This window comes from Ignavibacteriota bacterium, assembly GCA_016212665.1.
Classification (GTDB): Bacteria; Bacteroidota; Ignavibacteria; order UBA10030; family SZUA-254; genus FW602-bin19.
Genome location: JACREZ010000045.1, coordinates 63228 through 80509 on the forward strand (window position 1 = coordinate 63228; position 17282 = coordinate 80509).

Here is a 17282-nt window from a genome sequence, read left to right on the forward strand (position 1 = left end):
TAACCAAACCCCGTTCAAATTCCAAAGCACTCAATTCGCCACAAGTTTCTTATGGCGTCTCTTCATGAAAAAGTAAGAAATTCCAACAGCCACAATCGCGCCAATTGCATCGGCAAGCATATCGTATTTATCCAAATGTCTTCCGGGAACGAAACTCTGATGAACTTCATCTGCAACGCCGTAACTGATTGTGAGCAAGGAAGATAATACAACTCGCTTCCACGTTTTCATCGGTTCTTGTTTGTTTGATTCAAAAGCACGAAAGACCAAAACTCCGAGAACGAAAAAGATTCCGATATGCAACAACTTGTCAACGGAAATCAACTCCAACTTTGGCAACCGAACTGATGGAATTGAGGATGCTATAAAAATAATGATTGCCCAGACGAACGCCGGAAAACGATAGCGAAAAAAGTGTGAACGAATGAAACCGCTCAGTGTAACCCCAACTCAACATGCCGAATCGCTTCCGGTACAAAGGTTTTAATATCTGTTGCCAACAGACTTTTCTCACCATACTTCACTTTTGCAAGGTCTCCCGCTTTTCCATGGAGAAACACGCCGCACCAAGCCGCTTCATCGGAGGTCATTCCTTGTCCCCACAATCCGGCAATAAGTCCTGCCAACACATCGCCTGAACCCGCCGTCGCCATTCCCGGATTTCCGGTTGAGTTGATAAATACTTTTCCTTCATGTGTTGCAGTCACTGTCGGTGCGCCTTTGAGGACCAACGTTACTTTGAATTCCTTCGCAACCCTTCGTGCAATTTCAATCCGATTCTTCTCTATCTCTTCTGAAGAAAGTTTGATGATTCGGCTTAATTCTCCTGTGTGCGGTGTAAGAATGACTTCTTTTGTTTTTCGTTTCTTCAAACATGAAGGATTTTCCGCAATCGCATTCAATCCATCGGCATCAATCAGCATCGGTTTGGTTGATGTTGAAACAAGATGCTGAATCAGTTGTTGTGTTTCCTGATTTCTCGAAAGCCCGGGACCTAACACCAACATGTCAGCCCACTGAAGAAGCTTTTCAATCTCAGGAAGCGATGATTGGCTTAAACTTCCTTCGTCGGTTGAATCCAACGGTTCAGTCATAACCTCAGTCAGTTTCTTTGCGAGAATTGAATAAACCGATTTTGGAGTTCCAAGAACAACTGCTCCTGCTCCCACTTTCATTGCAGATTCGGAAACCATTGCCGCCGCGCCTGTTAACCCGACTGAACCGGCTAACACGAGTATCTTTCCAACGCTATGTTTATGAACATTGAAAGAACGAACCGGTAGTGTTGCCTGAACATCTTTTTGCTCAATGATGTAGGTTTGAAATTTTCCAACGATGGGTAAATCGGTAGGAACACCAATATCCACCACTTCTAAATGTCCGCCGTAACTTCTTCCTTGATTAAGAGTTAACCCAATCTTCTTGAGCGCCATTGTTACGGTTATATCGGCTTTGAAAGCAACTCCTTCTGCAACTCCGTTGTCTGCATTCACTCCTGATGGAATATCAATGCTTACTCTTTTTGCCGGAAGTTCATTCGCCCATTCAACTAATGATTTATACTTCCCGTTTAACTCACCTTTGAATCCCGTACCAAAGAGTGCATCAACAATAATGTCGGGTGGTTGGAGCATTTTCATTTTTTTCAAAGAAGAAAATTGAACGACCCCTGACCGGGATTTATGGGATTCTCTTGATTTCCTTGATTCGGTTGATTCGCTTGATTTACTTAAAAGTGATTTTAGGATGTTGAAGTTTGTGAGCGGGTCGCCTTTCAGTTCATTCGGCTTGCATGTAAGAATTACTTCCACTTTTGAACCATGAATCAACAGGTGCCGGGCAACGACGAATCCATCTCCTCCATTATTTCCTTTCCCGCAGAGAATGTAAACAAGTTTGACGGACAAATCACCAAATTGCTCGTTCATCTTTTGGACAACACCCTTTCCGGCGTTCTCCATCAAGAGCAAACTTGGGATGTTCAGCCTGTTAATGGCATAGCCATCAAACGAACGCATTTCATCTGAGGTAACGGCACGTTCCATGTCAGAACACGTTGGTAATCGTGTTCAATAACGTTGAGGGAAAGATTCCTAATTCAAAAATCATGAAGGCAACAATCGAAAGCATTGCTAAACTCAAGCCGGAAATCCGAGCGGGCGCTTCCATCCCACCTTCTTTGAAATACATCATCACGACAATTCGGAGGTAGTAATATGCTCCGATTGCGCTTGTGAGAACTCCGAGAATTGCAAGCCATGTTAGGTCTGCGTTCACTGCGGCGGCAAAGACGTAATACTTTCCGAGAAATCCGGCAAACGGGGGTAGTCCCGATAGTGCGAACATGAAGACTGCCATCAATGCGGCAAGAAATGGTTTCTTGTTTGCAACTCCCGCGTAATCATCAATCGTAAGATTCTTTTCACTCTTTTTTTCAAATAAAGAGATGATGCCGAACGCACCGAGATTCATAAACGTATAAGCGGCGAGGTAAAACACGACTCCGGTTTTTCCTAATGCGTTTGAGGCGGCAAGTCCGGCAAGCATATATCCTGCATGAGCGACGCTTGAGTACGCTAACATTCTTTTAATGTTTGATTGAGAAATCGCAACGATATTTCCGAGAACCATTGAAGCCGCGGCGATAACAGACAAAGCAAGTTTGAAATTCTCCCCGCCAAACGCCTGATGTGCAAACACGAGGAGGAACGCTGAAAACGCCGCCGCTTTCGCCCCCGTTGACATAAATCCCGAAACGACCGTCGGTGAACCTTCATACACATCGGGAACCCACATGTGAAACGGAACTGCCGCGACTTTGAACGCGAAGCCAATCATCAATAAACCGAGTCCGGCAAGAAAAATCTTTTGAGACATCAAAAGAGAAGCATTTTGAACAATGGTAAAGAGATTCATTGTTCCTGCGCTTCCATAAATGAGTGCGATTCCGTAGAGAATAAATCCGGTTGCAAACGCGCCGAGAAGGAAATACTTCATCGCCGATTCATTTGATTTCTGATTCTGACGTAAAAACCCTGCAAGAACATAAAGGCAAATTGACATCAATTCTATTCCAAGGAAGAGAACGATAAGGTCATTTGCCGCCGCCATCAACATCATACCAAGAACAGCAAACAGGATGAGCAGATAAAACTCACCGAGTCGTTTGTAGGTCTTTTGTAGATAATCTCTTGATAAAATAATTGTAAACAGCGCTGCAAAGATAAAGAGAACGGCAAAGAGACTTCCGAACCCTCCGACTGAAATCATTCCGTTAAATGCCACACCACGCCAACTGAGTGTGAAGACCGAAACAGCGCCGCTGACGAGCAAGCCAAGTGTGCTTACCCAAAAACTAATTTTTTCATTATCTTTGAGGAGCGATTCAATAAGAAGAACAAGAAGCGAGAGAATGGTAACTGATAAAACAGGTAAAATTGATGTGAGTCCGTTGTCCGCAATGTGCATTTCAAATTCAGTGAAATTTCGATTTCTTGGTTATTTTGGCTGAAAAGGTAGGAAAATCTTAGGTAAGAAACAAAGATAATTTTTTCTCGTTCACCCTATTGACTTTGATTGAGAAATCTCTTATACTTGCACCGCTCGAAACTCTAATACTGTATATGAGGTTTGAACACCAACATATCGAATCATCCATTTATTAAATAGAAAATTATGTCGCTTGTAAATAACGAAGCCAAAAAACTGATTGACGAATATATTGAAGAACTTCCCGATTTCTCACGGGAGATTTGCATTAAACTCCGCGAACTTATCCACGCAACAGACCCGGATATTGTTGAAGATTGGAAATGGGGACCGAACTTCAATAAGCAGGGAATGATTTGCGGGTTCAGCGCTTTCCGTGAACATGTTACGTTCACATTCTTTGAAGGCGCTTCGATGAAAGACCCGAAGAAACTCTTCACCGATGGTCAATCGAACGCGCACAACCGCGGAATAAAGTACAGAACTGTTTCCGAGATTGATGAGAAAACAGTCATCAAGTATATTCAGGAAGCGGTTGCTATCAATGCTCAGGGAATAAAGAAGATTGAAAGAACAATCATCATCCCGGATGATTTCAAACAGGCAATGAAAATTGCTCACGTGTTGGATAAGTTTGAATCCTCAAACTATACTAACAGAAAAGAATATGTGAATTGGATTGAAAGTGCAAAGAAACTTGAGACACGGGAATCACGTATTCAAAAGGCAGTTGATAAAATTGCACAAGGAATTAAATTCAGTTAACAAATCCTCAAACACTTAACAGAAAGAAACAATGAAAAACTACATCAATTGGTTTGAAATTCCAGTAGCGGATTTCGAACGCGCAAAACTGTTCTACGAAACAATCTTCGGCTTCAAGTTAGAAGCAATGGAAATGATGGGAACGAACATGGCATTCTTCCCCGCCGAACCCGGCGCCGCAAGTGGTTCGCTCTGTAAAGGAGAAAACTATAAACCGAGTATGGATGGAACACTCGTCTATCTCAATGGCAATCCTGACTTATCGGCAGTGTTGAACAAAGTCGAAGGCGCGGGCGGAAAAGTTATTCTTCCCAAAACCCAGATTACTCCTGAAATTGGTCACATGGCAATGTTCATTGATTGCGAAGGAAACAAAATCGCCCTTCACTCAAACGGTTAATTGAAGATGAGTCCGATATAACATCGGACTCTTTTTTTTATGCAACGCATTCCCCGCATTCATCTTGCATTTCTTTCTATTTTCTTTCTTACTCTGATTTGGTCGGCAATCAATCCGAAAGAGTATTTCACGTGGTTGTTAGAAGTCTTTCCTGCGTTGATTGGTATTGCAATTCTCATTTACACCTACAATCGCTTCCGATTCACAAATCTTACCTATACACTCATTCTTCTTCATTCGATGATACTTTTTGTCGGCGGACATTACACCTACGCTGAAGTTCCGTTGTTTGATTGGCTTCGCGATCTGTTTCATCAAACAAGAAACAACTACGACAAGGTTGGTCACTTCGCACAGGGATTTGTTCCTGCAATCATCGCACGGGAATTGTTTATTGGATTGAATGTCGTTGTGAAAAAGGGTTGGCTCTTCTTCCTCGTTACATCAGTCTGTCTTGCAATTAGTGCAGTGTATGAATTTATCGAGTGGCTCGCTGCGCTCCTCACCGGCGAAGCGGCTGATGCGTTCCTCGGTACGCAGGGATATATTTGGGATACTCAATCGGATATGCTGTATGCTTTTGTTGGAGCGATTGTTGCTCAGTTATTACTCAGTGGAACGCACAACAAACTTATCAACAAATAACCATTGAAAGTGATTTGCAATTTTCATTGAATTCCCTTACAATCATCTGTGCCTGAGATAAGTCGTTTTTTAGGAATTGTTATTGCAATCTATTACCGCGAACATGGGAAGCCACATTTTCATGCAGAATACGGTGACTACAGAATCACTGTCGAAATTGAAACAGGAACTGTCAACGGATATTTTCCACCAAGAGCATTACGACATGTTCTCGAATGGTGTGAATTACACAAACAAGAACTTTTAGACGATTGGAATTTAGCAATACAAAGAAAACCACTTAAGAAAATTACTCCTTTAGAATAAATATGATACCACAAGTTTTACATGCAAAGTATCTTAAAGACTATACAATTTGGATACAGTTCAAAGATGGAACGGAAGGTGAAATAGATTTACGTGATGAATTGTGGGGTGAAATGTTTGAACCCTTACTCAACATAGAAGAATTCAAAAAATTTCGTGTTGACCCTGAACTTGGAACTATAGTTTGGGATAATGGCGCAGACCTTGCACCCGAATTCCTTTACGATAATGTAAATGTTCCATCAGAAGTTTTTTAAAGAAATTATACATCACAATTTTATTCCTTGTTTGAATCAACGTAGAATGAATAACCTTTTGTCTCATACTAAATTGCATCTACACAGAAAATGCAGTATGTTCATTCAGACAAAATCAATACACAAAAACAAGAGAAATAGACCCGGTCGAATTGCAACGAGAGCAACGCCATGAGTGGAAAAACCGAATTACTCGACAGTAATATTCTTTTCAATAATTTCAAGGAGAGTAATCTTAATGAGTAGTACAGAATTAAAACATTATATTCACCATCAGGTGGAAACAACTGAAGACGAGGAACTATTATCGTACATTAAATCCCTCCTCGACGTTCCTACGCAAAATATCCATCCCGAGTTAATTCTTACAGCAAAACAGTTAGCAAGAATTGATGAAGCAAAAGAACAGCTTGCCACAGGAAAATCCTATTCAGAAGAAGAAGCGAATTTGGTTGTCCAGCAATGGCTCGAAAAGTAATTTGGTCTTCGAATGCATTAGATGACCGGCTGAACATTCTTGAGTATTGGTCAACGAGACTTGGTAATAAACTGTATAGTCAAAAATTAGATAAAGAATTTATTGCCCTTTGTCGTTTTCTTTCTCAATTTCCATTTATGGGAAGACGATTTCGAGATGAAAATGAACGGTGCTTTGTAAAAGGAAATTATCTTATCGTGTATCAAGTAAGCGATAATGGTATTGAGATTTTACATGTTTGGGACACGAGAAGAAATCCTGAAGAGTTAATACTCTAACAATAGTTCGGGATTTCGAACCCATCATCTCGTTTGCTTATTCTCCTCCCTTCCACTATCTTTTTTCGTTTTCATACACAATCTTACATTATCTCTGAAAGGTCTTTTATGAAAAAGACAACGCTTGTTATTTTATCATCATTTTTTCTACTCACAGTGATTCAGAATTAAACATTATGAGTTACTGTGGTACTTCCTATCTGTGAACATCCGCGGCTTTTTCCGTAAGTATCCGTGGTGAATTTCTATCACATATGAATCTCATCCTCAAACCCATCGGCATCATCCACACGCCGTACAAAGATAAATTCCTGACTCCGCGACAACCGGGAATGGATGAACAACAGGTCGAAGGTATCATCGAACTCTTTCCTCACCAAAACTTTGAGCAGGCGCTTGAAGACCTTTCCGGCTTTGAACGGATTTGGATTCTCTATTGGTTTCACAAGAACGAAGATTGGAAACCGAAAGTGCTTCCACCAAGGAGCGGGAAGAAAAAGCGGGGAGTCTTCTCCACTCGCTCTCCGCATCGTCCTAATCCAGTCGGACTTTCTCTCTGCACATTGTTAGAAATAAACGGACTCACACTCCGCGTTGCCAATCCTGACTTGCTTGATGGAACTCCCATCCTCGACATCAAACCGTACATTCCATACGCTGATGCCTTTCCTAATTCCCGTGCAGGTTGGCTCGATGAAGTATCGAAGAAAATAATTGATTATCAAGTAAAATGTAGTTCTCTTGTCAAAGCACAAGCAGATTGGCTCGAATCGAACTACAACATTTCCTTACTTCCTCAAGCGAGTAAAACACTTTCGCTCGATCCTCTCCCTCATTCGTTTCGTCGGACAAAGCAACGTGCGGACGGAACTTTAGTTCTTGCAATAAAATCATGGAGAGTTTGCTACACAGTGAATGAGAATATCGTCACCATCGAAAGAATTGAAAGCGGATATTCTCTATCGAAACTCATTCAATCAAAGAAAGAGAAAACACCGTTGCATGATGAACAGGCGCATCGGGCATTTCATAAATTGGTGAGTGGATAATTGGTGAGTGGTTAGTGGTTAGTTGTTAGTTGTCATTAGTCATTCGTCATTGGGAACTCGACTCCACAACTCCAATACTCCAAATACCGTTATTTCTTAATCCTAAATCAAAATTCAGAAAATAGTGCGTGGTTAATCTTAGAAATTCAAATCCCCCGGCTCGCCGTTCAGGATTCTTCCTTTGATGATTTGGTCTTTGATACGTTTCGAATATTCAATCCGATGATTTTCCCCTTCATTTGTCTTTGGATGTTGAATTCCGGTTGACATTCGAAATTGATAATCTCTGAATACCTGTACAATATTTTTTTTCAATTCTTCATTCCGATAACGTTTTGAAGCGGCAATAACTCCCTTCTTCCAGTTATCATTGTATTCAATCGGAACATCCTCTTCCGCATCATCAAGAATCATGACAGCATCTTCATACTGTTCATCAAGATATTCTTTCTCGTCTTCCTTGATGTAGTGAAACAGATAATCCTGAAACTCCGGCTTTTCAAATTTTTTGATAAATGCTCTCAGGAACTCATTCGAGTACGGAACAGGATGATAAGGAACATACGGAGTTGGTTCTTTATATGTACCGTTCTCGATTGCGATTCTCTTCTGTTCCTCAAAATAGAGATGCCGGTAAAACTCTTCTTTCTTTCCCCTGATATCCGGAAGCGACAGAAACGAACTTGTTCCGCGTCTCATATCATAGAAGTCGTACCAATCGGGGTACGTGCTTCCTTCCTCATCGTTCTCAAGTTCGTCCTTGAATTGGTCGTAGTCCTGCCATTCTGCATAATCGTCAAACTCATTCCCCTCATCTATCGTCTCTAAAAACTGAAGGTATAAATCCATATCCTCTTCTGAAACAGGTTCGAGAAAGGGGACGCGTTCAATTTCAAATTCCAGGATGTCAAAATCTGCACTGATTTCTATTCCTTCCAGTGTTATCTGGTCTGCCCGCCATTGACATTGTAAGTTAAATAATTTCTTTTGTTGTATTGACCAAAAACAATCGTATGCTTCATCATAAAATCTGCTTGCGCTTCTTTCTCTGAAGTCTTTATGTTTCCGACCCCAGAATACGTACATAGATTTTCTGTGTGCATACGTTTCCAGAAAACTCTTTATGCTCGTTTCATGATATTCTTTCAAATACTCTTGCACCTGCTGGTTTGCTTTTAACTCTTCGAGATATTGTGCTTCGAGTTTCTTTATATCAAGTTTATCCGATATTTCATCTTTGAGATGTTTCGGCAACGCTCCGACTGTTGTATCATCGTACTTGCCCGGCTCTTTATTTTCCTGTTGCATGTCTATCTTCTATGTTATTGATGAATGTGCAAAGATACGCACCACGTTGTAAAGATGCAACTCAGTTTTTCGTGAGTAGTTAATTGGTGATTCGTGAGTGGTGAGTGGTTAATTGATTATTTGTTACTCGTTACTGGTAATCCTTGATGCGAAATATTTTAGTTAAAAATATATTTTTCTTTTTGGGGTGTCTTGTTCCCACTACGATACTATTTCAATTCAAATATCAAACGTCATGGATTTGTTTCGGCTTTAGGTTTATAACTTTTAGAACAGAGAAGCTTGACGTACCGGTGAAACCCATCCCCCGAACCCTTCCCTTGTACCAATGGAAGGGGAGTTCTTGTTGATACGAATTTTTGTTATGTCGAAGTCGTTTTCGTTTGCCTTGAAGTCATTTTCGCTCGCCTTGAAGTCATTTTCGGTTGCCTTGAAGTCGTTTTCGCTCGCCTTGAAGTCGTTTTCGGTTGCCTTGAAGTCGTTTTCGCTTGCCTTGAAGTCGTTTTCGGTTGCCTTGAAGTCATTTTCGCTCGCCTTGAAGTCATTTTCGGTTGCCTTGAAGTCGTTTTCGCTTGCCTTGAAGTCGTTTTCGCTCGCCTTGAAGTCGTTTTCGCTCGCCTTGAAGTCGTTTTCGCTTGCCTTGAAGTCGTTTTCGCTTGCCTTGAAGTCGTTTTTGGTCGTATCAAAGTCGGTTTTTGTGATGATTATGGTGTTTTTGATAGAATTTGAATGTTTTGGTTAGCAGATTACGAATTGGACTCTTTGTTTTGCAATATTTTTACGAGGGCTTCGACAGTATCAATTTTAGACAACCATTTATTACATGTAGTACGTATTATTTTCATGAAAAATATTTTTGAACTTAAGAAATTTTTATTACGTTTACCAACAGAAGGCTATGCATTACCTCCTATTCGTCATGCCGAACTTGTTTCGGCATCTAAACAAGCGTTGATAGACCCTGAAACAAGTTCAGGGTGACGGAGTAGTAGGGTTTTGCAAAGCCCTCTAACAGTTAGTTCATTATTCATTAATAAAACACGTGGGGTTTACCTATGGATAAAATATTAATTAACAAAATCTCGATGTACCAAGCGGTCATCTCAATTTTGCTCGCCAACATTGCGAAGACTGTCAGCATCAAACCGTTTGCGAGTGCAATTCAACTTCTCACCGAATTGGTGACTTCCATTTCCGGGAAAAGCAGTGAGATTAACTCCGTCGTTGCCGGAAAGGCTCCTGTAAAAAATGCAATGGAGACTTCTCTCATTGAAACAACTCTTTCCATCGCCGCGGCGATTTATTCGTATGCAGATGATGTGGGAAATATCGAACTCAAATCAAAGTCGAAACTCAGCAAGTCTGTCTTGAATAAAGTTCGCGATCAGGATTTGATATTGAAGGTAAAAAGTATTCGAGACCTTGCGCTTGAACACCAAGCGGCTCTTGTTGATTACGATGTTCCCGCCGAAGACATTACCGCATTTGAGCAATTGGTTGATGCGTATAGTTCGGCAAAGACTGCTATCGTAACAGGAATAAGTCAGCGGACGGGTGCGAGAAAAACTCAGGCGCAGATTATTAAGGAGACCGATGCTTTGCTGAAAGAGAAAATTGATAAGTATATGCTTCGGTTGAAGAAGAATCATTCGCAGTTCTATGAGGAGTATAAAGCGGCGCGGATTATTCGTGACCTTGGGGGAGAGATTAAAAAAGAAGAAGCGCCGAAAGCGTGAAAAGATTTCGGATTTCGGATTTCGGACTTCGGATTTCGGACTTCGGATTGCGGATTGCGGATTTCGGACTTCGGACTTCGGATTGCGGATTGCGGATTAATTTCTGTTTAAGGACTCAGTAAAACGGATTTATTTTTTTTATTGAAGACCGTTGGAACGAGAACAAAAAATATTTTCCTGAGGTATGCATAAGACGCAGGTCTTTGTCGTTCGTAGGATGGTTCCTCAGGTTTCTGGTATAGCCATCCTACTATATATCCTCCCCTTTCTTCCATCTCATCGAAAGGGTCAATCTGTCGCCCTCGCAGATCAGAACAAAGACAGGGGGCAAGTTTAATTTTTCGTGGAGTAGGTCTTTCGACCTGACTCCGATATAATTACAGGATTAACAAGCGGAACAAAATACTACTTCCGCGTCACCGCCATCGGACCGAAAGGCGATAGCGGACCGTGCGATGCGGTGGTGAAGTACGCGCCGTAACAGGTGAAGAACAATGAATGATGCCGCCGGAGTGAGAATATCCGGCGGCATTAATTAAATTACATTTTAATATTATCGAAAGAGAAAAAATATGAAACTTACATTAACCGAAAGATTGATTCTTGCAAATCAGTATTTAATCCTTGAAGCACTTTATCCACAAGAAGCTGATTACTATATTAAAGCTCGTGAAGCGATTGAATATGGATACGAATTGGAATATGATAATTTATCTGAAAACCTTAATAAAGGTAATAACGTGATGACCAAAGAGGAATGTCTTGAAGTGATTGATATTCTAACCATGTTTGATACATTGAAAATTTCATTTGAAAGATTATCTGATAAATCAGGGATTGAACAATCACAAATTGAATTTTTGGGATTCGACGGGAATAATGAAATTAAACAAATGGCATATGCTCAATATTTTTGCACAGGTACTATTCCAAGGTTCACGAATCTTAATCGCGGAGATAATTTTAATAGCCACATGCCTACACTTTCAAGATACCGAGCTATGTTAATAGAATGGAAGAAGTTACCACGAGATCGGAACTTAACAAAGGACGAAATTCTGAAAATTACTTCTGTATATAATTAGATCTTTAGTATCACCGTCCATGCCATGACACAAATAAGCAGGTCACGGAATGGGTCTGTGACCTCCATGTTATTATGTGCAATTTGGAACGCTCATATGAGTCTTTACCGATATCTTAACGACGGGCGCAATTCTCTCACGAGAGAGAAACTAGCCAACTATCGCTTCTTCTATGAAGTCAAAGTTGCTGCTGTAAAGGGTGGCTCCGACATTCAGATTTCACTACCCGAAATCGACAAAGAAGGATACGATGTTGTCTTGGACGATGGTGACGAAGTTCGTTTACTGCAATTGAAAACAGCGATGTCTGAATCCACTACATCACAGTGGGACATTCAGAAGCAGCTCCTTCGTCCTGATAAATTCTACGCAGAAAAGTTAGGCTTTGAACTGAGTTCAGAAGGTGTTGGACTTATGGGCGGCGTTGTCCTAATCAGCATCGGGATGAACAATACCAAAGACGCAATCACAACTTTTCATTACTCCTACTGCGACATATTCACGTTAAAGGCATTTGAGTTTGGCTTCTTCTCATATACGAGCCCAGCAAGCAATACCGCAGTGAAAACACTTATCAGCTCGCTAACACGAGGTCGTCGCCACCAGATGGTAACTTTGACGAGAAGTGCATTCATTAAAGTCGATACCATTGACAATCTTCTCGCGATAGCAAATCTGAATGCGGGATCAAACAATCAATGGCGAATTGCGTTTGATAACTTTTTGTTCAATCGAAGCGAGAAGCACTTTAGAGAGCAGGTTTTGGAATATCTGTGTCCTCTCGTCAACGATAAGCGAATCAGGTTTTCCTCTATGGTGTCGTGAGTTCCTTCCCGACACATAACGTAGCCGCTCCTGCATCCAACTAACCATGAAAAGAAATATCATTCAACACATACGTGGCGTATGCGCCAGATCAACAGTTCCCAAGCGTTGCCATCGGTGTACAATTCACAAAGCATACAGGCAAAGAGTGTGAACAAGAAAAGATGAAGAAGAAAATCCTAACCCCATGCTTCAGCATGGAGAATGGGTTCACGCTCTTATGTTCGGCTTCAGCCATGAACGTTCACGGTGAAGCCGATACGTTTTATTTCGTCTCCCCCTACGCTAAAGCGTAGGGTTAATACCGTATGGCTGGGAGGGAGTTAAACACCCCGACCAACAACAACGGGGTCGGCAGTACAACTGCCTCGCAGAATAACGAGCGTGCAGAAATACAGTTGCAACCAATCCCATGAACCATCCGTACTACTGGGAGATTCAAACTTAAAGGTAGCAATGAAAAGCATAATACAATTCGGAGAAACGGTAGAGGGATATTCCATCCCGGTGTTAAATGAGCGGGAGATACGGGCGGCGGCGGGAATCCTGTTCTTATTTATGTTCATCTCGATTCTTGTTGTCATGTTCAAAGGGGATTTTTACCTGCTCAAATATGCCGTGACAATATTCCTAACCGATATTCTCATTCGTGTTTTTGTGAATCCGAAATATTCCCCCTCCCTCATCATCGGGCGATTGATTGTACGAAATCAAACACCCGAATATGTCGGCGCTCAGCAAAAGAAGTTCGCTTGGTATTTCGGCGTGTTTCTGGGAACGCTGATGTTCGTTTTTCTTGTGCTGGTAAATTCGTACAGCCCTATAACAGGACTTAGTTGTTTCATCTGCCTGATATTTTTATTCTTTGAAACGGCATTCGGTATCTGCCTTGGGTGCAAAGTCTATTCATTGGTGTATAAAGAAAAAGCGCAATACTGCCCCGGCGAAGTCTGCGATGTGAAATCACGTCAGGAGATTCAAAAAACTTCCGGCGTTCAATTCCTCATCGTTCTCGGATTTGCTGCGTTCATTTTCCTCACGGTCCATCTGTTTAACGATTCGTTCGCCAAGCAACCGTACGACTTGTTCGGTCTGTTTGAGACAGAACAACCTCACTAACAATTTCATTCATTCAACATTCTCTCTGCAAACAAGATGGAGTATTGGAGTGTTGGAGTGATGGAGTTCTGGAGTTCTGGAGTTTTGGAGTAATGGAGTTTTGGAGTGATGGAGTTTGGGAGTGATGGAGTTTGGGAGTTATGGAGTTTGGGAGTGATGGAGTTTTGGAGTGATGGAGTTTTGGAGTGATGGAGTATTATGGTTTTTGAGTAATTCTTTACTCCACACTCAATGTACTACGGTAAACTGAAAGTAATCCGAAATCGAAAATCCGCTCTACGAACCGTAGGTAATCCGAATTCAGATTACTCCTTCACTCCACCAATCTTCTAAGTGATTTTCTTCCTGAACCGGAGTACACTCAGCGTCAGAATCGAAACACCGAACGCAAGGAGAGCCAATGTTTCGGGAAGCAACTCACTGAATGTATTTCCTTTCAGTAGCACACCCCGAATAATCGTGATGTAATATCTCAGCGGAATGATGTAGGTGATGTATTGAATAACTTCCGGCATGTTTTCAATCGGGAAGGCAAAGCCGGAAAGATAAATAAACGGCAGGAAGATGAAGAACTGCGCCGTCATCATCGCCTGCTGTTGGTTGCGGGAGATTGTGGAGACGAACAAACCGAGTCCGAGTGTTGTCAGAATAAAGAGCGCGCTCAATCCATACAGAAGCAACAAACTTCCCCGCATCGGGATTTCAAACCAGAAGCGCGCAACAGTCAGCACAATTGAAACATCCGCCAATCCGATGATGACAAACGGAAGCAGTTTTCCCAGAATCAATTGGTACGGTTTGATGGGCGTGACGAGTAATTGTTCGAGCGTCCCGGATTCTTTTTCTTTCACAACGCCGATGGAAGTGAGTGTCATGGTGACAATCATCAGCACCATTGCGACAACTCCCGGCACCATAAAGTTCTTGCTCTTCAATTCCGCATTGTACCAAACACGAACTTGCGGAGAAAAACTTACCGGCTTCAATCCGACATTCGTTCGTTCCAGCATTTGCGACATGATACTGCGTGAATACTTCCCGATAATCTGAGATGCGTATCCAAGACTAACATTCACAGAGTTAGCATCGCTCCCGTCTGCAATGAGTTGAACCGGAACTGTTCGGCGTGCAAGAATGTCGTTCCCGAATGTCGGCGGAATAACGAGCACTAACCAGACTGAACCATCATCAATCACTTCATCAATTTGTTTGAATGAATTCACCTCCTGCTGAATCACAAAGTATCCTGAGTTAGTGAACTTCGAAACGAACTCCCTGCTATGATACGATTTATCAAGGTCATAGACAGCAATCGGTATTTCCCGGATGTCTGTCGTCGCGGCGTATCCGAGCAGAATCAACTGCAGAAGCGGCGCCATGAACGAAAGCGCAAGCATCCGTTTATCGCGGCGGAGTTGCCAGAACTCTTTCCGGATGATATGAAGTATCGTTCTCATACCGGTTTGCTTTTCAAGAGTTTGACTGCACTCAGTGTGAGCGTGAACAGCGCAAAGAGAAAAAGAAATACATATTGCTCCCAATACACAAACGGACTTGTTCCTTTCAACATGACGCCGCGTGCAACGACGAGAAAATATTTTGTCGGCACCAACGCAGAAACCCATTGCAGAAAGAGGGGCATACTCCGGATGGGAAATATGAATCCTGACAACATGAAGGTCGGCAGAAGAGAGGAAAAGACCGAAATCATGAACGCCACTTGCTGATTCGGCGAAACAGCCGAAACTAATAACCCCTGACCGAGCGCGCAAAAAAGAAACAACATTATCCCGACATAAAGCCATACAATGCTTCCGCGGATTTCAACATCGAACAAAAGATAACCAATGACGAGGATGATAGCCGAGCCGATAAGAGAAACAAGAAAATACGGAATTGTTTTCCCGATGATAATTTCGCTTGTGAGCATCGGCGAGACGGTGAGTTGCTCCATCGTTCCTTTTTCTTTTTCGCGAACGACCGAAAGTGATGTCGAAATCACAGCAGAAAGCATAAGCACCATCGCTATCAAGCCGGGAAGCAAGAACTTTGAACTCGATAACTCCGGGTTGAACCAGATTCGTGGACGCAAATCAATCGGAGCGGAGAACTTTTGCCCGACTCTCGTCATCATGCTTGTTGTGATTTTTGCAGAGTACATTTCCGCAATCGCATTCACGTATCCAAGGACGGTCGTAGCAGTATTTGCGTTGGAACCATCAACGAGTATCTGCAATTGAATTGCTCTTCCTGCAAACAATTCTTCCGAAAAGTTCGGTGGAATGACCATCGCAACAAGCGCATCGCCTGTGTTGAGTAAGGTGTTTACTTCAGAATAATTTTCCACGTACCGCTTCACATGGAAATATTCTGAAGTCGTAAAACTCTGAATGAAGTTTCTGCTTTCGGAACTTTTGTCCTGGTCAAACACAACAACGCTGATATGTTTGACATCGAAGTTGAGCGCGTAGCCAATCAAGACAATCAGTAACGCGGGAATCACCAACAGCACTCCGAGCGAACGTTTATCGCGGAGAATTTGCCTGAACTCCTTTTTGATGATGGGTTTGATACGACTGTACTTCAAGATGAACGTTCCTTGTTGCTCTCTTCAATCAAATGAAGGAACACATCTTCGAGCGACGGAGTAATTTTCTCCATCCGTCTCAATTCAATTTGATTTGCATCGAGTGTTGATTGAATCCGTTTCGTGTCTGATTCGTTGGGAATTCCGACATGAAGATATGTTCCGAAGAGAGATGTTTTCAGCACCCACGATTCATTTTGTAACACCTCCATCGCACGAACGACATCGCTTGTGTGAACTTCGTACATCGGATACGTGATATGGGAAGTTTTCAATTCCTTCGGACTTCCCTGTGCGATGAGTTTTCCCGCATTGATGAGAATGATGTCGTTGCAATACTCGGCTTCGTCGAGATAGTGCGTCGTTACCAGAACCGTAATACCCTGCTCGGAAAGTTGTCGAATCAATTCCCAGAAGTTTCTTCGTGAAATCGGGTCAACGCCGCTTGTCGGCTCATCAAGAAAAACAATAGGCGGCTCATGCAAGATTGAACAGCCCAGAGCAAGTCGTTGCTTCCATCCGCCTGAAAGTGTTTTCGTCAAACTCTTTTCTCGTCCTTTCAAGCCCGCCATTTCAATTACCCAATCTCCCCGCTCTTTTATTTTCCCGTTTGATAAGCCATACACTCCTCCGTAAAATTGAATATTTTCTTCTACCGTCAAATCTTCGTACAGGGAAAATCGTTGTGACATGTACCCGATGTTTTGCTTCACCGAATCGGATTGCATTTTGATGTCATAACCTCCGACCTTTGCTGTACCGGAAGTTGGTTCGAGAATTCCGCACAACATTCTGATTGTCGTGGATTTTCCCGCGCCGTTCGCACCGAGAAATCCGAAGATTTCTCCTTTGTTCACTTCAAAGTTGATTGCATCAACTGCGGTGAATGAACCGAAACGCTTTGTTAAATTTTCTACTTCGATTGTTGTCATAAACCACGAAGGGCACAAAGAAC

22 protein-coding genes are annotated in these 17282 nt (G+C 42.2%); 15 read left to right on the plus strand and 7 right to left on the minus strand.

The annotated features are described in order from the left end of the window. Positions 1–30: 30 nt before the first annotated feature. From vanZ to HY960_15740, 3 genes are read right to left on the minus strand one after another with little or no spacing between them, the layout of a single operon-like run. Positions 31–438: a VanZ family protein gene (vanZ, locus tag HY960_15730; protein MBI5217203.1), complete on the minus strand. Its 408-nt coding sequence runs from the start codon at positions 436–438 to the stop codon at positions 31–33. Then, entirely contained in the window at positions 435–2045 is a 1611-nt protein-coding gene (locus HY960_15735) for an NAD(P)H-hydrate dehydratase (GenBank protein MBI5217204.1), read from the minus strand. Before HY960_15735 ends, vanZ begins: the two co-directional genes overlap by 4 nt. A 1-nt stretch (position 2046) precedes the next feature. Beyond that, positions 2047–3468, minus strand: coding sequence for an NADH-quinone oxidoreductase subunit N (locus HY960_15740; protein ID MBI5217205.1), 1422 nt, complete (start codon positions 3466–3468; stop codon positions 2047–2049). Positions 3469–3675: 207 nt separating this feature from the next. Here HY960_15740 and HY960_15745 point away from each other — a divergent pair, with 207 nt between their 5' ends. The 8 genes from HY960_15745 (at position 3676) to tsaA (ending at position 7667) form a co-directional block, all read left to right on the plus strand. Continuing rightward, entirely contained in the window at positions 3676–4254 is a 579-nt protein-coding gene (locus HY960_15745; GenBank protein ID MBI5217206.1) for a YdeI/OmpD-associated family protein, read from the plus strand. Positions 4255–4285: 31 nt separating this feature from the next. Further along, entirely contained in the window at positions 4286–4654 is a 369-nt protein-coding gene (locus HY960_15750) for a VOC family protein (protein MBI5217207.1), read from the plus strand. 39 nt (positions 4655–4693) lie between these two features. Continuing rightward, a complete protein-coding gene (locus tag HY960_15755; protein ID MBI5217208.1) occupies positions 4694–5299 on the plus strand; it encodes a DUF2238 domain-containing protein in 606 nt (201 codons plus the stop codon). A 48-nt stretch (positions 5300–5347) separates the two neighbouring features. Next, complete coding sequence (locus HY960_15760) at positions 5348–5605, plus strand: DUF4160 domain-containing protein (protein ID MBI5217209.1); 258 nt, start codon at positions 5348–5350, stop codon at positions 5603–5605. A gap of 2 nt (positions 5606–5607) precedes the next feature. Next, the gene (locus HY960_15765) at positions 5608–5862 is read left to right on the plus strand and encodes a DUF2442 domain-containing protein (GenBank protein MBI5217210.1); all 255 of its coding nucleotides are present in this window, start codon (positions 5608–5610) and stop codon (positions 5860–5862) included. Positions 5863–6100: 238 nt separating this feature from the next. Continuing rightward, positions 6101–6340 carry a hypothetical protein gene (locus tag HY960_15770; GenBank protein MBI5217211.1) on the plus strand — a complete coding sequence of 80 codons (240 nt, stop codon included), beginning with the start codon at positions 6101–6103 and terminating at the stop codon, positions 6338–6340. Further along, complete coding sequence (locus HY960_15775) at positions 6325–6618, plus strand: type II toxin-antitoxin system RelE/ParE family toxin (protein ID MBI5217212.1); 294 nt, start codon at positions 6325–6327, stop codon at positions 6616–6618. Before HY960_15770 ends, HY960_15775 begins: the two co-directional genes overlap by 16 nt. A gap of 254 nt (positions 6619–6872) precedes the next feature. Next, on the plus strand, positions 6873–7667 hold the full coding sequence (tsaA, locus tag HY960_15780) for a tRNA (N6-threonylcarbamoyladenosine(37)-N6)-methyltransferase TrmO (protein ID MBI5217213.1): 795 nt from the start codon (positions 6873–6875) through the stop codon (positions 7665–7667). A gap of 138 nt (positions 7668–7805) precedes the next feature. Here tsaA and HY960_15785 read toward each other — a convergent pair whose 3' ends face one another. Next, positions 7806–8975: a hypothetical protein gene (locus HY960_15785; protein ID MBI5217214.1), complete on the minus strand. Its 1170-nt coding sequence runs from the start codon at positions 8973–8975 to the stop codon at positions 7806–7808. Positions 8976–9339: 364 nt separating this feature from the next. Between HY960_15785 and HY960_15790 the strand changes: the two genes are divergently transcribed. From HY960_15790 to HY960_15820, 7 genes are all read left to right on the plus strand, one after another. Next, positions 9340–9717: a hypothetical protein gene (locus HY960_15790; protein MBI5217215.1), complete on the plus strand. Its 378-nt coding sequence runs from the start codon at positions 9340–9342 to the stop codon at positions 9715–9717. Beyond that, complete coding sequence (locus tag HY960_15795; GenBank protein ID MBI5217216.1) at positions 9705–9956, plus strand: hypothetical protein; 252 nt, start codon at positions 9705–9707, stop codon at positions 9954–9956. The genes HY960_15790 and HY960_15795 overlap by 13 nt, the downstream gene beginning before the upstream one ends. A 74-nt stretch (positions 9957–10030) precedes the next feature. Further along, on the plus strand, positions 10031–10711 hold the full coding sequence (locus tag HY960_15800; GenBank protein MBI5217217.1) for a hypothetical protein: 681 nt from the start codon (positions 10031–10033) through the stop codon (positions 10709–10711). Positions 10712–11283: 572 nt separating this feature from the next. Continuing rightward, positions 11284–11796 carry a YfbU family protein gene (locus tag HY960_15805; GenBank protein MBI5217218.1) on the plus strand — a complete coding sequence of 171 codons (513 nt, stop codon included), beginning with the start codon at positions 11284–11286 and terminating at the stop codon, positions 11794–11796. A 96-nt stretch (positions 11797–11892) separates the two neighbouring features. After that, positions 11893–12621 (plus strand): hypothetical protein, encoded by a 729-nt coding sequence (locus tag HY960_15810; protein MBI5217219.1) that lies wholly within the window; start codon positions 11893–11895, stop codon positions 12619–12621. Between the two features lie 74 nt (positions 12622–12695). Next, a complete protein-coding gene (locus HY960_15815; GenBank protein ID MBI5217220.1) occupies positions 12696–12917 on the plus strand; it encodes a hypothetical protein in 222 nt (73 codons plus the stop codon). A 160-nt stretch (positions 12918–13077) separates the two neighbouring features. Next, on the plus strand, positions 13078–13740 hold the full coding sequence (locus HY960_15820) for a DUF4395 domain-containing protein (GenBank protein ID MBI5217221.1): 663 nt from the start codon (positions 13078–13080) through the stop codon (positions 13738–13740). A 329-nt stretch (positions 13741–14069) separates the two neighbouring features. Here the strand turns inward: HY960_15820 and HY960_15825 are convergent, their stop codons facing one another. Genes HY960_15825 through HY960_15835 form a run of 3 tightly spaced genes read right to left on the minus strand, consistent with a single transcriptional unit; the run spans position 14070 to position 17259 of the window. Then, positions 14070–15197 (minus strand): ABC transporter permease, encoded by a 1128-nt coding sequence (locus HY960_15825; GenBank protein ID MBI5217222.1) that lies wholly within the window; start codon positions 15195–15197, stop codon positions 14070–14072. Further along, positions 15194–16327, minus strand: a complete 1134-nt coding sequence (locus HY960_15830) for an ABC transporter permease (GenBank protein MBI5217223.1) — start codon at positions 16325–16327, stop codon at positions 15194–15196. Before HY960_15830 ends, HY960_15825 begins: the two co-directional genes overlap by 4 nt. Beyond that, positions 16324–17259, minus strand: a complete 936-nt coding sequence (locus HY960_15835) for an ABC transporter ATP-binding protein (protein MBI5217224.1) — start codon at positions 17257–17259, stop codon at positions 16324–16326. Before HY960_15835 ends, HY960_15830 begins: the two co-directional genes overlap by 4 nt. Positions 17260–17282: the final 23 nt, after the last annotated feature.

Bases quoted from the DNA above. Each gene is read 5' to 3' on its own strand.
- HY960_15835 (MBI5217224.1), bottom strand. From the start codon at position 17,259: ATGACAACAATCGAAGTAGAAAATTTAACAAAGCGTTTCGGTTCATTC.
- HY960_15740 (MBI5217205.1), bottom strand. From the start codon at position 3,468: ATGCACATTGCGGACAACGGACTCACATCAATTTTACCTGTTTTATCA.
- HY960_15800 (MBI5217217.1), top strand. From the start codon at position 10,031: ATGGATAAAATATTAATTAACAAAATCTCGATGTACCAAGCGGTCATC.
- HY960_15825 (MBI5217222.1), bottom strand. From the start codon at position 15,197: ATGAGAACGATACTTCATATCATCCGGAAAGAGTTCTGGCAACTCCGC.
- HY960_15820 (MBI5217221.1), top strand. From the start codon at position 13,078: ATGAAAAGCATAATACAATTCGGAGAAACGGTAGAGGGATATTCCATC.
- HY960_15805 (MBI5217218.1), top strand. From the start codon at position 11,284: ATGAAACTTACATTAACCGAAAGATTGATTCTTGCAAATCAGTATTTA.
- HY960_15745 (MBI5217206.1), top strand. From the start codon at position 3,676: ATGTCGCTTGTAAATAACGAAGCCAAAAAACTGATTGACGAATATATT.
- HY960_15765 (MBI5217210.1), top strand. From the start codon at position 5,608: ATGATACCACAAGTTTTACATGCAAAGTATCTTAAAGACTATACAATT.
- HY960_15795 (MBI5217216.1), top strand. From the start codon at position 9,705: ATGTTTTGGTTAGCAGATTACGAATTGGACTCTTTGTTTTGCAATATT.
- HY960_15790 (MBI5217215.1), top strand. From the start codon at position 9,340: ATGTCGAAGTCGTTTTCGTTTGCCTTGAAGTCATTTTCGCTCGCCTTG.
- HY960_15750 (MBI5217207.1), top strand. From the start codon at position 4,286: ATGAAAAACTACATCAATTGGTTTGAAATTCCAGTAGCGGATTTCGAA.
- HY960_15810 (MBI5217219.1), top strand. From the start codon at position 11,893: ATGAGTCTTTACCGATATCTTAACGACGGGCGCAATTCTCTCACGAGA.
- HY960_15775 (MBI5217212.1), top strand. From the start codon at position 6,325: ATGGCTCGAAAAGTAATTTGGTCTTCGAATGCATTAGATGACCGGCTG.
- tsaA (MBI5217213.1), top strand. From the start codon at position 6,873: ATGAATCTCATCCTCAAACCCATCGGCATCATCCACACGCCGTACAAA.
- HY960_15735 (MBI5217204.1), bottom strand. From the start codon at position 2,045: ATGGAACGTGCCGTTACCTCAGATGAAATGCGTTCGTTTGATGGCTAT.
- HY960_15755 (MBI5217208.1), top strand. From the start codon at position 4,694: ATGCAACGCATTCCCCGCATTCATCTTGCATTTCTTTCTATTTTCTTT.
- HY960_15785 (MBI5217214.1), bottom strand. From the start codon at position 8,975: ATGCAACAGGAAAATAAAGAGCCGGGCAAGTACGATGATACAACAGTC.
- HY960_15770 (MBI5217211.1), top strand. From the start codon at position 6,101: ATGAGTAGTACAGAATTAAAACATTATATTCACCATCAGGTGGAAACA.